The organism is Microvirga yunnanensis (assembly GCF_025460875.1).
In genome coordinates, this window is record NZ_JAMXFI010000073.1 from 25,259 (window position 1) to 39,364 (window position 14,106).

Below are 14,106 nucleotides of genomic sequence, written 5' to 3' on the forward strand. Positions count from 1 at the left end.
CACGAAAAAGCCGACGGCACCACCGGGAGGCAGGACCGTCGGCAGGGGGAGGATCAGTGGATCTCGGGTTCCGGCACGCCGCCGGCCCCTTCGAGGAAGTCGAAGTCGCAGCCTTCGTCCGCCTGGCGGATGTGCTGCGCGAAGAGCTTGTTGTAGCCGCGCGGGTAGTCACGCGGCGGCGGCGACCAGGTGCGCAGGCGGTCCTTGATCTGCTCGTCGCTCACGTGCAGATGGATCGAGCGATTCGGCACGTCGACCGTGATGAGGTCGCCCGTGCGCACGGCCGCGAGCGGGCCGCCGATGTGCGCTTCCGGGGAGACGTGCAGGATGCAGGCGCCGTAGCTCGTGCCGCTCATGCGGGCGTCGGAGATGCGCAGCATGTCGCGCACGCCCTGCTTGAGGAGCTTCTTCGGGATCGGCAGCATGCCCCATTCCGGCATTCCCGGGCCCCCGATGGGACCCGCATTGCGCAGCACCATGATGTGATCGGGCGTGACGTCGAGGTCGAGGTCGTTCACGGCCTTCGTCATCTCGTCATAGGTGTCGAACACGATGGCCGGCCCCGTGTGCTGCAGCAGCCGCGCTTCCGCGGCCGGCGGCTTGATCACACAGCCTTTCGGGGCCAGGTTGCCGCGCAGGATGGCCGTGCCCCCGGAGGCGGCGATCGGCTTGTCGAGTGGCCGGATCACGTCGTCGTTGTAGACGGCCGCGCCTTCGAGCGCGTCCCGCAGGGTTCCGGCCACGGTGCGCTCGTCGAGATGGAGCATCGGGGCGAGCCGCGAGAGAAGGCCGCGAATGCCGCCGGCGATGTGGAAGTCCTCCATCAGCCACTCGCCCGAGGGGCGAAGATTGGCGATCACCGGAACCTTCTGGGCGAAATCGTCGAAATCCTGGAGCGTGACCTCAACGCCCGCGCGCCCGGCCATCGCCACGAGATGGATCATCGCATTCGTCGAGCCGGCAAGGGCGTTGTGGACCATCAGGGCGTTTTCGAACGAGTGCCGGGTGAGAATGTCGCTGGGCTTGAGATCGTCCCAGACCATCTCGACGATCTTCCGGCCGGTGAGGCTCGCCATGCGCGGATGCGCGGCGTCGACGGCCGGAATGGAGGCGGCGCCGGGCAGGCTCAGGCCGAGCGTCTCGACGATGGACGTCATGGTGGAGGCCGTGCCCATGGTCATGCATGTGCCGGGCGAGCGCGCGATGCCCGCCTCCATGTCGTTCCATTGCTGGTTCGTGATGGTGCCGGCCTCCTTCTCGGCCCAGTACTTCCAGATGTCCGAGCCCGAGCCGAGGATCGTGCCGCCGTGGTGGCCGCGGATCATGGGGCCGGCCGGCATGAAGATCATCGGCAGGTTCATGCTGATCGCACCCATGACGGTCGCGGGTGTCGTCTTGTCGCAGCCGCCCATGAGCACCGCGCCGTCGATCGGATGCGAGCGCAGGAGTTCCTCCACCTCCAGGGCGAGGAGGTTGCGGTAGAGCATCGTGGTCGGCTTGACGAAGTTTTCCGACAGCGACAGCGCCGGCAGCTCGATGGGGAAGCCGCCCGCCTGCCACACGCCGCGCTTCACGTCCTCGACCCGCGCGCGGAAGTGGGAGTGGCAGGGATTGATGTCGCTCCAGGTGTTGATGATCGCGATCACGGGCTTGCCCATGAAGTCCTCGCGCGCATAGCCCATCTGGAGGGTCCGGGACCGATGCCCGAAGGAACGCAGATCGGTGACGCCGAACCAACGGTGGCTCCTCAATTGCTCAGGCGATCGCTTGGCCATTCTCGTTCCTCTCCCTGCGCCTCGCGGCGCAAAAGCCATATATCATACAAATTTAGGAATTGGTCGCCGTTTTGACGCACTCTGTCAAGGGTGGCGGCCCGTTTTGCCCAGAGAGGCCTAGCGCATCGGACGGAAAAGTGGACCCGGTTTTCCGCCTCTTCCGATGCGCAGATCAAGAGAGGGAGCCTCGGATGAATCCCAAAAGTGGTGTCCACTTTTGGGTCCGAGGCTCTAGGCTTTCGCAGCCGACCGGACTTTGACCGGTTTGGGCGCGGGCTTGGCCGAAACCTGCAGCATGCGGGCCGAGTAGCGGTTGCGGCTGTTGGCGAGATGCGCACGCATCATGGCGGCTGCGAGATTCGAGTCGCCCATGGCGATCGCATCCCGGATCGCCCGGTGCTCCCGCTCGATCACGCCGAGATAGTCGCGCTGGCGCTGATCCTCCCCGACCTGGGCGACTTGGCCCAGGCGGCGGGGCACGGCGAACTCCCCGAGGAAGTCCAGGAAGCGTGCGAAATACGGGTTCTTGGTCGCTCCCGCGAGAATACGGTGGAATTCCAGATCCGCCGCGATGCCGTAATCATCGCCCTTGACGATGTTCTCCAGGGCGCGGTCGAGCGCGGCCATCTCCTCGTCGGTCCGGCGCACGGCCGCCAGCGATGCCGCTTCCACTTCCACGGCCAGGCGCAGCTCCAGCATGGCCAGGATATCGTCGACCTCGCCGTTGCTGAGGGATGCGAAGAAATCCGATTTCGGCGGGGGCGGGAGCACGAAGGCGCCGGCGCCCTGGCGCGTCTGCACGAGCTTGGCCGCCTTGAGCGCCGCCACGGCCTCGCGAACCACCGTCCGGCTGACGCCGGCGGCCGATGCGAGTTCGGCTTCGGTGGGCAGACGATCTCCCGCCTGCAGCCGTCCTTCGGCGATCTCGCGCGAGATCGCTTCCGCCAGATCGCTCACGAGATTGCGCTTGCGGGCGACGGTGTTGAGGGACAGGCCGGAGAGGAATGAGCGTTCGTTCATGGGGTCGTTGCGTGCCGCTTTCGAGGCGCTGAATGCTGAAGGGGTCCAGGGTCGCCGCCGGTCGTTCGGAAGCGATCCGCCAAGCCTGCGCCGAGTCCCGGTGCAGCGGCCGGCCTCTCAGGTGATTTGCCTGGTTTGGCAGGCCAACTTGTCGTATGTCTCACTACTTGCTGGCCTCTCCCAAGTCAAAAGAAATCGTTATTACAGGCACATATCCTGGTGGAAAGGTGCCCTTGCGCGGAATGATCATGAGCCCATTCCTATCCGCTTGTCAAAATTTGTATGTTGCCATACAAGATAAATCGCAATTCCGAGGCCGAAGTCCGGTGAAAACGGGAACCAGGGAGAGAACACATGAGGCAGTTGCTCGCGGCGATCGGACTCTCGCTGCTCGGTCTTAGCGCCGCGCAGGCGCAAGCCCCGGCTTGGCCGCAGAAGCAGGTCACGATCGTTGTGCCGTTCGGTGCCGGCGGCACGACCGATCTGTTCGCCCGCATCGTCGCCGAGCAGCTTCAGGCCAAGTACGGCAAGCCCTTCGTCATCGAGAACCGTCCGGGAGCGGGCGGGAATATCGGGACGACGGCCGTCGCCAAGGCCGCGCCCGACGGGCATACGCTCCTCGTCGGGACGGTGAGCACGCATGCCATCAACCCGTACCTCTACAAGAATCTCCCCCACGACGCGGAGAAGGATTTCATCCCGATCACCGGCCTGGCCAAGCTTCCCAACCTTCTGGTGGTGACGCCCAAGGTCCCGGTCAAGACCTTCGCGGACTTCGTCGAATACGCCAAGCAGAACCCCGGCAAGCTCAACTACGGCTCGTCCGGAGCGGGAACGTCGCAGCATCTGGCGGCCGAGCTGTTTCAGCTCAAGACGGGCGCGAAGATGACCCACGTTCCGTTCCGCAGTTCCCAGGATATCGTCAACGGTCTGCTCGGCGGGCACATCGACCTGGCCTTCGACAACATGACCATCGCGTGGCCTCAGGCGCAGGCCGGCACCGTCCGGGCGCTCGCCGTCACTAGCCCGGAGCGCAGCCCGCAGGCGCCCGAGATCCCGGCGGTCGCCGAGGCATTGACCGGCTTCGACGCCACCTCCTGGAACGGGCTCTGGGCGCCGGCCGGCACGCCGCAGGCCATTGTCGACACCATCGCGGCCGACGTGAAGACCATTCTCGAGAAGCCCGAGGTCCAGAAGAAGGCCGCCGAACTGGCCTCGACGCCGGCACCGATGACCCCGAAGCAGTTCGCCGAGTACATCCAGGCCGAGCGGCAGAAATGGTCCGAGGTGGTCAAGGCCGTCGGCATCCAGCTCGGCCAGTAGGAACCGCAGTAAGAACCGACCATCGAGACGCCGAAGCCGGGCGGCGCCCGGCCCATTCGAAACCGCCTGAAACAGCGAGACCACATCCATGCTGACGAAGATCGAAACCTCCGAACTTGCCCGTTCCGTTCTGGCGGTTCCGCCCTTTGCCCTGACGCCTGATTTCGAGGCCAACCGGGACGCCAATGCGAAGCTGATCCGCCACCTCGAGGCCGGTGGCGTGTCGACGCTGCTCTATGGCGGCAACGCCAACGTGCACAACTGGCCGGTCTCGCGCTTTGCCGACTGGCTCGACAGCCTCGAGGAATCGGTCGCCGACAGCACCTGGCTGATCCCATCGGTCGGCCCGGATTGGGGCAAGCTCGTCGACGAGGCGGCGATCCTGAAGAGCCGCCGCTATCCCGTCGCGATGGCGCTGCCGATGGTCGCCCCGCAGACCCCGGACGGCGTGGTGCGCGGGCTCGAGGATTTCGTGGACCGGTCGGGCGTTCCGCTCATCGTCTACATCAAGACCGATCAGTACGTGCCCGCCAAGGCGATGGGGCGGCTGGTCGAGCGGGGCGCCGTCTTCGGCATCAAGTACGCCGTGCCGCGCGCCGACCTGACGCAGGATGCCTACCTGCAGGAGCTGATCGACGCGGTCGGGGCGGAGCGGATCGTGAGCGGCTTCGGCGAGCCTCCGGCCTTCCCGCACCTGACGCATTTCAAGCTGGCCGGCTTCACGGCGGGCTGCGTGTGCATCGCCCCGCACCTGTCGATGGCCTATCTCCACGCGCTGAAGCGCGGCGACGAGGCCGAGGCCAAGCGCCTCCTCGAGGTCTTCCTGCCTCTTGAGGCGATCCGCGAGCGCCACAATGCGATCCGGGTTCTCCACACGGCCGTGTCCCTGTCGGGCGTCGCCGACATGGGCCCGATCCTGCCGCTCCTCACCGAGGCCGATCCGGCGATCCACGGGGAGATCAGGGAAACCGCCCGGGCTCTGCTGGCGGCCGAAATGACCGCTCGACAGCAGGCCGCTGCCGCGTAATGTGACCGGTACCGTCGGTCGGCCGGCCGATGCCGGCAGCATGCAGGGCGTTCGTGATTTTCATGCCTGAATCCCATCCCGATCTCCTGGGCGCGCTCGCCGCACGCCTGGGAGCCAAGCACGTCATCGTCGATCCCGCCGAGATGGAAGGCTATCTCGTCGAGGAGCGAAAGCTCTATCGCGGCGCGGCTCTCGCCGTGGTCCGTCCGGGCAGCACGGAAGAGGTCGCCTTCGTGGTGCGGGAATGCGCGAAGGCCCGGGTCGCGATCGTGCCCCAGGGCGGCAATACCGGTCTCGTCGGCGGCGGGGTGCCGCATACAGGCATCGTCCTGTCGCTCGCCCGGCTCGACCGCATCCGCGAGGTGAATGCCTTCAATGCCACCATCACGGTCGAGGCGGGCTGCATCCTGAAGACCGTTCAGGATGCCGCCAACGAGGTGGAGTGCATCTTTCCGCTCTCCCTCGCGTCCGAGGGCTCGTGCCGGATCGGCGGCAACATCGCGACCAATGCGGGCGGCGTGAACGTCCTGCGCTACGGCAACACCCGCGATCTCGTGCTCGGGCTCGAGGTCGTGCTCGCCGACGGACGGATCTGGAACGGCCTCAAGGGCCTGCGGAAGGACAATACGGGCTACGACCTGAAGAACCTGTTCGTCGGCTCCGAGGGAACGCTCGGGATCATCACGGCGGCCGTGCTGAAGCTCTTCCCGAGGCCCAGGACGCAGGTGGTGGCCTTCGTGGGCTGCGCCTCGCCCCATGCGGCGCTCAGCCTGTTCGAGAGCCTGCGCCGGACCATGGGCGACGAGCTGACGGCCTTCGAGTACCTGCCGCGCTTCGCCCTCGAGATCGTCCTCAGGCATGCCGCCGGGGCCGTCCGCCCGCTCGGCGGCGATCACGCCGCCTACGCTCTGATCGAAGTGTCGTCGCCCGATCCGGAACTCGACCTGCGCCACCAGCTGGAGAAGGTCCTGGAGGGAGCCTTCGAGGGCGGGACCATCGAGGACGCGACCATCGCGACCAGCGAGGCCCAGAATGCGGCGCTCTGGCACCTGCGGGAAAGCCTCTCCGACGTGCAGGGCCTCGAAGGCGGCTCGATCAAGCACGACGTCGCGGTGCCCGTCTCGGACGTGGCCGATTTCATCGTCGCGGCAAGCACGGCCTGCGAGGAGGCTCTTCCGGGCGTGCGGGTCTGCGCCTTCGGGCATTTCGGCGACGGCAACATCCATTTCAACCTGACCCAGCCCGTCGACATGGAGAAATCGCTCTTCCTGGCGCAGTGGGAGCGCTTCAACCGGATCGTCCACGACATCGTCCATGCGATGAACGGCTCGATCTCCGCCGAGCACGGCGTCGGGCTCATCAAGCGCGACGAGCTGGCGCGCTACAAGGACCCGGTCGCCCTCGACCTGATGAGGACGTTGAAGCAGGCTCTCGATCCGCAGAATATCCTCAACCCCGGGAAGGTCGTGGCCTTGGAGGGAGATTTGCCGCCCGCCCTGCCCGTGGCCCGAAAGGCCTGAGGCAGGCCTTGTCCCGGGCGCTTCGGTTTGCCGTCCGGGGATGGTAAAAGGCTGAACCCGCACGCCGGCCTTGCCGTCGCAAGGCCGCAGCAATCTGGAATGTCATGAACGCTCCCGCCGTCAGCAAACAGGTCATCCGAGACGCCGAAGCGACCAAGCGGCGGATCCTGGAGGCTGCGACGGCTGAGTTCGCCAGCCACGGCTACGGGGGCGCGCGCGTCGATCAGATCGCCGAGGCGGCCCGCACCAACAAGCGCATGCTCTACTACTATTACGGGAGCAAGGAGGCGCTGTTCCTGGCGACGCTCGAAGCGGCCTACGATCACATCCGCGCCGCCGAGCGGGAGCTCCACCTCGAGGAACTGACCCCGCTGCAGGCGCTCGAGGAGCTCGTGCGCTTCACCTGGAACTATTTCGTCCAGCACCCCGAATTCATGATGCTGCTCAATGCCGAGAACCAGCATCGGGCGAAGCACCTCAGGAAATCCCTGCAGGTGCATACCATGAACTCCCCGGTGATCGAGACGATCGGCGTCATCCTGAAGCGCGGCGAGACGACAGGGCTCATCCGTCCCGGAATCGATCCGGTCCAGCTTTACGTGTCCATCGCGGGGCTCTGCTACTTCTACTTGTCGAACGTCTATACCCTGTCCGTGGCGTTCGGACGCGAGCTCCTGTCGGCTCCCGCCATGAAGGAGCGGATCGACCACGTGGTCGATTTCGTCCGCGCCGGCGTGCGTGCCTGAATTGGCAATCGGCGCTTGACATGTCTGACAACCGGGAGTCTAATTAACCAGTTGGTTACATAGAGCGGCAGAAGCCGCCTCCGACACTGTTTGGAAACGCCCTTGAGGAAGACGCTTCATGACGTCGAAGCTCGCGCGCGCCGGTCAGAACCTGCTGAACTCCGCCTGGATCAAGCCGTTCGGGCTTCTCGTCCTCACGGTCGTGCTGTGGGATCTCACGGTCCGGATCTTCGCCATTCCGGCCTACCTGATCCCGCCCCCGAAGGACGTGGCGGTGGCGTTCTGGAATGAGGGCGACAAGCTGCTCATCGAGGCCATTCCCACCACCATGGCGACGCTCGGGGGATTTTTCCTCTCCGCCGCGTTCGGCATCCCGATCGCCATGCTGATCGCCGGGTCCCGCACGGTCGAATCCTACGTCTATCCGCTGCTCGTCTTCTCCCAGTCCATCCCCAAGGTCGCGGTGGCGCCGCTCTTCGTGGTGTGGTTCGGCTTCGGCATGGCCCCGAAGGTGATTTCGGCCTTCCTGCTCGGCTTCTTCCCCGTGGTGGTCGCCGGCGTGCAGGGCTTCAAGTCGCTCGACCCCGAAATGCGCGATCTCGTCCGCTCCATGAAGGCGTCCCGCCTCCAGGCCTTCACCATGGTGAGCCTGCCCCATGCGATGCCGGCCATCTTCGCGGGCCTGAAGGTCTCCGTGACGCTGGCCGTCGTCGGCGCCGTCGTCGGAGAGTTCGTGGGCGCCAATTCGGGCATCGGCTTCGTCCTGCAGCGATCGATCGGCAATTTCGAGCTGCCGACCATGTTCGCGGCGCTCGTGATCCTGGCGCTGATCAGCGTCATCCTGTTCTGGATCATCGATCTCATCGAGCGTTACACCGTGCCATGGCACGCCAGCCAGCGACACGATTTTTCAGCAACCGCCTGAACCACAAGGGCGGGGCACCCAACCGGAGGAAACTGATGAAAAAGCGGACGTTCCTGAAAGCCACCCTCTTCGCCGCGACGGCTCTCATGCCCTTCGTGTCGCTGCCGGCGCAAGCGGCCGACAAGGTCGTGCTGATGCTCAACTGGTACGTCTACGGCGAGCACGCGCCGTTCTACTACGGCAAGGAGAAGGGCCTCTATGCCGCCGAGGGCATCGATCTCGAGATTCAGGAAGGTCGCGGCTCGGCCGTGACCGTGCAGGCCGTGGCGGCCAAGACCGTCGACTTCGCCTATGCGGACGTCCCGACCATGATCCGCGCCGCCGTGAAGGGCGCTCCCGTCATGTCCCCGGGCGTGCTGCTGCAGAAGAACCCCATGTCGGCCATGGGCTTCTCCGAGAAGAACATCCGCAAGGCCGAGGATCTGCGCGGCAAGACGGTCGCGACGACGCCCGGCGATTCCATGTCGCAGATCTGGCCGCTCTTCCTCAAGAAGGCGGGCCTCAAGGAGAGCGAGATGCGGATCGTCTCCGGCGACGCGCAGACGAAGCTCAACGCGGTCATCAACGGCCAGGCCGACGTGCTCCTCGGCTACGTCATGGACCAGAGCATGAAGATCAAGGACGCGACGGGCAAGAACGTCACGCCGGTCATGTTCGCGGATTACGGCGTCAACCTCGTCTCCTCGGGCATCATCGCGCACAAGGACACCCTGAAGGACAAGGCCGATCTCGTGCGCCGGTTCATGAGCGCGACCACCAAGGCCATCGAAGGCGCCGAGAAGGCTCCTGCCGAGGCCACGCAGGCCGTGCTGAAGGCGCTGCCGAAGGCCGGCAAGCCCGACACGCTGCAGGAAGGCTTCGAGCTGACGATCCCGCTCTACCGCACCGAGGAGACGAAGAACCAGCGTCCGTTCAACGTCACGGACGCCAACATGGCCGAGACGGTCAATCTCCTCATCGAGTACGGCGGCCTCGACCCGGCCGCGAAGGAGAATCCGAAGGCTTTCTACACCCGCGACTTCCTGCCGAAGGCCACCCAGTGAGCAGGCAGGCGCATGCCATGGCACATTTGCGTGTCATCCCCAAGAGCGAGGCGTCCGCGCCTCGCAGCATGATCGAGATCCGCAATCTCGCGAAGACCTACCGCACCCGGGGCGGCGACGTGCCGTCCCTGCGGCCGATCAATCTCGACATCACGGAAGGCGAGTTCGTCGCCGTGGTCGGCCCCTCGGGATGCGGCAAGTCCACGCTCCTGAAGCTCGTCGCCGGCCTCATCCCTGCGACCGAGGGCGAGGTCCAGATCGGCGGGGTCGCCGTGAAGGATCCGCCGGACGACGTGGGCATCGTGTTCCAGAGCCCGGTGCTCCTGCCCTGGCGCTCGGTGCTGCGCAACGTCATGCTCCCGGTCGAGGTGCGCAAGCTCGACCGCGAGACCCATCTCGCCCGCGCCCGCAAGCTCCTGGCCATGGCGGGCCTCGAGGATTTTCAGAACAAGTATCCCTGGCAGCTCTCCGGCGGCATGCAGCAGCGCACCGCCATCTGCCGGGCGCTGGTGCACGATCCGAAGATCGTCCTCATGGACGAGCCCTTCGGCGCCCTCGACGCGATGACGCGTGAGCGCATGAATCTCGAGCTGCAGCGGATCCATCACGAGACCGGGAAGACGATCCTTCTGATCACCCATTCAATCCCCGAAGCGGTGTTCCTCGCCGACCGGGTGGTGGTCATGTCGGAACGGCCCGGGACGATCGCGGCGATCTACGACGTCACGCTGCCGCGCCCGCGTGATCTGGAGATCATGGGACATCCGACCTTCGTCGATCTGACGCAGAAGATCCGCGCGCATTTCTACGCCCGCGGCCACCTGGATTGAACACCATGGCAGGGCACCGGCTTCGCATCCTCGAGATCCAGACCTTCGAACGCCCCATGCGCTTCGCGCGGCCGTTCCGGTTCGGCCTCGTGACCGTCGACGCGGCGCCGCAGGCCTTCGTGCGGGCCGTCGTCGAGGTGGAGGGCAAGGGTACGGCGACCGGCGTCACCGCCGAGATGATGATGCCGAAATGGTTCGACAAGAACCCGGCCAAGTCGCCGCAGGACACCATCGCCGACCTGAAGGCGAGCCTTGGGGCGGCGGCGCGCAACTACGCCGGGTCTCAGGACCCTGACACGGCCTTCGGCCATCACGTTCGAGGCTTCACGGCCCAGAGGACGTGGGCAGCCGATCGGCAAGTTCCGGGTCTCGCCGCCTCGTTCGGTCCGGCCCTCCTCGACAAGGCCATCGCGGACGCCGCCCTCAAGGCGCTGGAACTCGGCTTCGCGGACGGCGTGCGGCGCAACGTCTTCGGCATCGATTCCCGCCAGACGCCGGACCTCGACCCGGAGCGCATCCGGTCCTTCCTGAGCGGCGTGCAGCCCGCCGGCGAAGTCCTGCTGCGGCACACGGTCGGGCTGCTCGATTCCCTCGAAGGCGCCGGCGGGCTCGAGGATGAAATCCGGCTCGCGCGCTTGAGGCTCTTCAAGATCAAGATCGGCGGCGACGTCGATGCGGACATCGCCCGGCTGCTGGCGATCCACGATCTCCTGTCGCGGCATGTTCCCGACTATCGCGCGACCCTCGACGCCAACGAGCAGTACGATCCGCAACGTCTGAGGATACTCCTGCGGGAGATGAACGGCGGCAGGCTGCAGGCCTTCCGCAATCACCTTCTCTACATCGAGCAGCCGTTCGACCGGGCCGGGACGTTCGCGGCGCCCCTGGGCGATCTCGCCGACGGGATCCCGTTCATCATCGACGAGGCCGATGGCGATTACGATGCCTTCCCGCGCGCGGTCGAGCTCGGCTATCGCGGCGTATCCTCGAAAGCCTGCAAGGGGTTCTACAAGTCCATCCTGAATGCCGTTCGCGTCTCGGCCCTGAACGAGGCCCGGCCCGGCGGGTATTTCGTCTCCGCAGAGGATCTCACGTGCCAGGCAGGGCTTGGGATCCAGCAGGATACCGCGCTCGTCGCCACCCTCGGCCTCACCCATGCCGAGCGCAACGGCCACCATTACGTCGAGGGCTTCGGCCTCGCGTCGGATGCGGAAGCGGCGCGCTTCGCGGCCGCGCATCCCGATCTCTACCGGGAGCAGGGCGGCCGCCTGGGCCTTGCGTTCGAGCGCGGTTCGCTCCCGACCTCGTCCCTGTTGTCTGTTCCAGGTTTCGCCGGCGGCGCCGAGCCCGACTGGAGCAGTCTCGTTCCGCTCGCACACCATCATCGTCGATAGGAGACTTTTGCTATGACTCAGCGCAGATTGGGCATCGTGATGCACGGCATCACCGGCCGCATGGGAATGAACCAGCATCTCATCCGCTCCGTCGCGGCCATCCGGGCCCAGGGCGGCGTGACCCTGTCCGACGGGTCGAAGGTGCAGCTCGATCCGATCCTGGTCGGCCGGAACGCCGAGAAGATCCAGGAGCTTGCCAAGACCTATGGCATCGACCGGTGGACGACCGACCTCGACGCCGCCATCGCCGATCCGAAGGACGAGGTCTTCTTCGACGCGGCGACGACCCAGATGCGCCCGACCCTGCTGGAGCAGGCGATCAACGCCGGCAAGCACATCTACTGCGAGAAGCCGATCTCCACGAACCTGCCGGAGGCCCTGAAGATCGTCCGTCTCGCCCGCGAGAAGGGCGTGAAGAACGGCACGGTGCAGGACAAGCTGTTCCTGCCCGGCCTGCAGAAGCTGAAGATGCTGCGCGATTCAGGATTTTTCGGCCGCATGCTCTCCGTGCGCGGCGAGTTCGGCTACTGGGTGTTCGAGGGCGATTGGGGCCAGCCGGCACAGCGCCCATCCTGGAACTACCGCTCGGAGGACGGCGGCGGCATGATCCTCGACATGGTCTGCCACTGGCGCTACGTGCTCGACAACCTCTTCGGCGAGGTGCGCTCGGTCTCCTGCATCGGCTCGACGCACATCCCCGAGCGCGTGGACGAGAAGGGCAAGACCTATCAGGCGACGGCCGACGATTCCGCCTATGCCACCTTCATGCTCGACGGCGGCGTGATCGCCCACATCAACATGTCCTGGTGCACCCGCGTCTATCGCGACGACCTCGTCACCTTCCACGTGGACGGAACGCACGGCTCGGCGGTCGCCGGCCTGACCGACTGCGTGATCCAGCCGCGCCAGGCCACGCCGCGCCCGGTCTGGAACCCGGACCAGAAGCAGACCATCGACTTCTACGACACCTGGCAGCCGGTGCCCGACAACACGGTCTACGACAACGGCTTCAAGACCCAGTGGGAGATGTTCGTCCGCCACGTGGTCGAGGATGCGCCCTACAAGTACACCCTGGTGGAAGGCGCCAAGGGCGTGCAGCTCGTGGAATGCGCCCTCGAGAGCTGGCGCGAGCGTCGCTGGGTCGACGTGCCGCCGCTGAATGTCGGCGCCTCGAAGGAGAAGCAGCATGAACCGGCCTGAGACCGTCAGCGCCCTGTCGATCCGCCTGCCGCAGGCGAATCGCAGCCTGGAGACCTATAAGCTCTCCGCGCCGAAATCCTTCCCCGACACGGTGAGCGGACCGATGAACCGCATCGCGTTCTCGGCCGCCCACGTGGTGGCCGACCCGCTCGCCGATGCGGATCCGTGGCTGCAGGCCGCCATCGACTGGGACAGAACCATCGCCTATCGCGAGCGTCTGTGGGATCTCGGTCTCGGCGTGGCCGAGGCCATGGACACGGCGCAGCGCGGCATGGGCCTCGACTGGCCCACCTCGCTCGAGCTGATCCGCCGCTCGGTCGGCGCCGCCAAGGCGCGGGGGAACGCTCTCGTGTTCTCCGGCGCGGGCACCGACCACCTGCCGCCCGAGGCGGCGCGCAGCATCGACGACGTGATCCGGGCCTATGAGGAGCAGTTCGCCGCCATCGAGGCGGTCGGCGGGCGCATCATCCTCATGGCGTCGCGGGCGCTCGCCCGCGTGGCCAGGTCGGCCGACGACTACGTCAAGGTCTACGACCGCATCCTCAGCCAGTCGAAGGAGCCCGTGATCATCCATTGGCTCGGCGACATGTTCGATCCGGCGCTCGCCGGCTACTGGGGCACGGCCGATCTCGACGCCGCCATGGATACCTGCGTGGCGATCATCAACGCCCATGCGTCGAAGGTCGACGGCGTCAAGATCTCGCTCCTCGACAAGGACAAGGAGATCGCCATGAGGCGCCGCCTCGACAAGGGCGTGCGCATGTATACGGGCGACGACTTCAACTATGCCGAGCTGATCGCCGGCGACGAACAGGGCTATTCGCATGCGCTGCTCGGCATCTTCGACGCCATCGCGCCGGCGGCCTCCTCGGCCCTCGTGAGCCTCGCGGCCGGCGATCTCGACGCGTTCCACGGGGCGCTCGCGCCGACCGTCCCGCTGTCGCGGCACATCTTCCGCGCCCCGACGCGGTTCTACAAGACCGGCGTGGTGTTCATGGCCTATCTCAACGGCCATCAGGACCACTTCACCATGGTGGGCGGGCAGGAGAGCGCACGCTCGACCCTGCACCTCGCCGAGCTCTTCCGCCTGGCGGACAGGGCCGGCCTGCTGCGCGATCCGGATCTCGCCGTGGAGCGCATGCGCTGCGTCATGGCCACGCACGGGGTGGAGGCGTAAGCGATGCGTGACTTTTCCGGCGATCATCGGGCCCTGTCGATCAACACGGCCACGGTGAGGAAGCAGGGCGATCTCGTGGCCATCACGGAGGCCTGCGCCAGGGCCGAGATCAAGGCGATCGCGGCC

At 66.2% G+C, this 14,106-nt stretch carries 12 protein-coding genes and 1 pseudogene; 11 read left to right on the plus strand and 2 right to left on the minus strand.

The genetic code is table 11. The annotated features are described in order from the left end of the window. Nucleotides 1-53: 53 nt before the first annotated feature. Both araD and NF876_RS28115 read right to left on the minus strand, forming a co-directional pair. Complete coding sequence (gene araD, locus NF876_RS28110; protein ID WP_262271654.1) at nt 54-1,775, minus strand: L-arabinonate dehydratase; 1,722 nt, start codon at nt 1,773-1,775, stop codon at nt 54-56. A 231-nt stretch (nt 1,776-2,006) separates the two neighbouring features. After that, nucleotides 2,007-2,795 (minus strand): FadR/GntR family transcriptional regulator, encoded by a 789-nt coding sequence (locus tag NF876_RS28115; protein ID WP_262271655.1) that lies wholly within the window; start codon nt 2,793-2,795, stop codon nt 2,007-2,009. A 354-nt stretch (nt 2,796-3,149) separates the two neighbouring features. On the opposite strand from NF876_RS28115, the gene NF876_RS28120 reads away from it, so the two are divergent. The 11 genes and pseudogenes from NF876_RS28120 to NF876_RS28170 all read left to right on the plus strand — a co-directional run. Continuing rightward, nucleotides 3,150-4,118: a Bug family tripartite tricarboxylate transporter substrate binding protein gene (locus NF876_RS28120; protein ID WP_262271656.1), complete on the plus strand. Its 969-nt coding sequence runs from the start codon at nt 3,150-3,152 to the stop codon at nt 4,116-4,118. Nucleotides 4,119-4,206: 88 nt separating this feature from the next. Continuing rightward, entirely contained in the window at nt 4,207-5,145 is a 939-nt protein-coding gene (locus NF876_RS28125; RefSeq protein WP_262271657.1) for a dihydrodipicolinate synthase family protein, read from the plus strand. Between the two features lie 62 nt (nt 5,146-5,207). Then, nucleotides 5,208-6,665 (plus strand): FAD-binding oxidoreductase, encoded by a 1,458-nt coding sequence (locus tag NF876_RS28130; RefSeq protein WP_262271658.1) that lies wholly within the window; start codon nt 5,208-5,210, stop codon nt 6,663-6,665. A 104-nt stretch (nt 6,666-6,769) separates the two neighbouring features. Beyond that, nucleotides 6,770-7,411, plus strand: a complete 642-nt coding sequence (locus tag NF876_RS28135; protein WP_262271659.1) for a TetR family transcriptional regulator — start codon at nt 6,770-6,772, stop codon at nt 7,409-7,411. Between the two features lie 118 nt (nt 7,412-7,529). Continuing rightward, nucleotides 7,530-8,336 (plus strand): ABC transporter permease, encoded by an 807-nt coding sequence (locus NF876_RS28140; RefSeq protein ID WP_262271660.1) that lies wholly within the window; start codon nt 7,530-7,532, stop codon nt 8,334-8,336. A gap of 35 nt (nt 8,337-8,371) precedes the next feature. Continuing rightward, nucleotides 8,372-9,379, plus strand: a complete 1,008-nt coding sequence (locus NF876_RS28145; protein WP_262271661.1) for an ABC transporter substrate-binding protein — start codon at nt 8,372-8,374, stop codon at nt 9,377-9,379. 17 nt (nt 9,380-9,396) lie between these two features. After that, nucleotides 9,397-10,209, plus strand: a complete 813-nt coding sequence (locus NF876_RS28150; RefSeq protein ID WP_262271662.1) for an ABC transporter ATP-binding protein — start codon at nt 9,397-9,399, stop codon at nt 10,207-10,209. A 5-nt stretch (nt 10,210-10,214) separates the two neighbouring features. Beyond that, nucleotides 10,215-11,603 (plus strand): enolase-like domain-containing protein, encoded by a 1,389-nt coding sequence (locus NF876_RS28155; RefSeq protein WP_262271663.1) that lies wholly within the window; start codon nt 10,215-10,217, stop codon nt 11,601-11,603. Between the two features lie 12 nt (nt 11,604-11,615). Next, nucleotides 11,616-12,803, plus strand: a complete 1,188-nt coding sequence (locus tag NF876_RS28160; protein ID WP_262271664.1) for a Gfo/Idh/MocA family protein — start codon at nt 11,616-11,618, stop codon at nt 12,801-12,803. Further along, a complete protein-coding gene (locus tag NF876_RS28165) occupies nt 12,790-13,980 on the plus strand; it encodes a dihydrodipicolinate synthase family protein (RefSeq protein WP_262271665.1) in 1,191 nt (396 codons plus the stop codon). Before NF876_RS28160 ends, NF876_RS28165 begins: the two co-directional genes overlap by 14 nt. A 3-nt stretch (nt 13,981-13,983) precedes the next feature. Beyond that, nucleotides 13,984-14,106: pseudogene (locus NF876_RS28170) on the plus strand (sugar phosphate isomerase/epimerase); the annotation flags it as partial.

What these genes read in the sequence shown, in the direction of transcription:
- NF876_RS28140 (WP_262271660.1), top strand. Translation starts at nt 7,530, where the DNA reads ATGACGTCGAAGCTCGCGCGCGCCGGTCAGAACCTGCTGAACTCCGCC.
- NF876_RS28160 (WP_262271664.1), top strand. Translation starts at nt 11,616, where the DNA reads ATGACTCAGCGCAGATTGGGCATCGTGATGCACGGCATCACCGGCCGC.
- NF876_RS28115 (WP_262271655.1), bottom strand. Translation starts at nt 2,795, where the DNA reads ATGAACGAACGCTCATTCCTCTCCGGCCTGTCCCTCAACACCGTCGCC.
- NF876_RS28125 (WP_262271657.1), top strand. Translation starts at nt 4,207, where the DNA reads ATGCTGACGAAGATCGAAACCTCCGAACTTGCCCGTTCCGTTCTGGCG.
- NF876_RS28165 (WP_262271665.1), top strand. Translation starts at nt 12,790, where the DNA reads ATGAACCGGCCTGAGACCGTCAGCGCCCTGTCGATCCGCCTGCCGCAG.
- NF876_RS28155 (WP_262271663.1), top strand. Translation starts at nt 10,215, where the DNA reads ATGGCAGGGCACCGGCTTCGCATCCTCGAGATCCAGACCTTCGAACGC.
- NF876_RS28150 (WP_262271662.1), top strand. Translation starts at nt 9,397, where the DNA reads ATGGCACATTTGCGTGTCATCCCCAAGAGCGAGGCGTCCGCGCCTCGC.
- NF876_RS28145 (WP_262271661.1), top strand. Translation starts at nt 8,372, where the DNA reads ATGAAAAAGCGGACGTTCCTGAAAGCCACCCTCTTCGCCGCGACGGCT.
- NF876_RS28135 (WP_262271659.1), top strand. Translation starts at nt 6,770, where the DNA reads ATGAACGCTCCCGCCGTCAGCAAACAGGTCATCCGAGACGCCGAAGCG.
- araD (WP_262271654.1), bottom strand. Translation starts at nt 1,775, where the DNA reads ATGGCCAAGCGATCGCCTGAGCAATTGAGGAGCCACCGTTGGTTCGGC.
- NF876_RS28120 (WP_262271656.1), top strand. Translation starts at nt 3,150, where the DNA reads ATGAGGCAGTTGCTCGCGGCGATCGGACTCTCGCTGCTCGGTCTTAGC.
- NF876_RS28130 (WP_262271658.1), top strand. Translation starts at nt 5,208, where the DNA reads ATGCCTGAATCCCATCCCGATCTCCTGGGCGCGCTCGCCGCACGCCTG.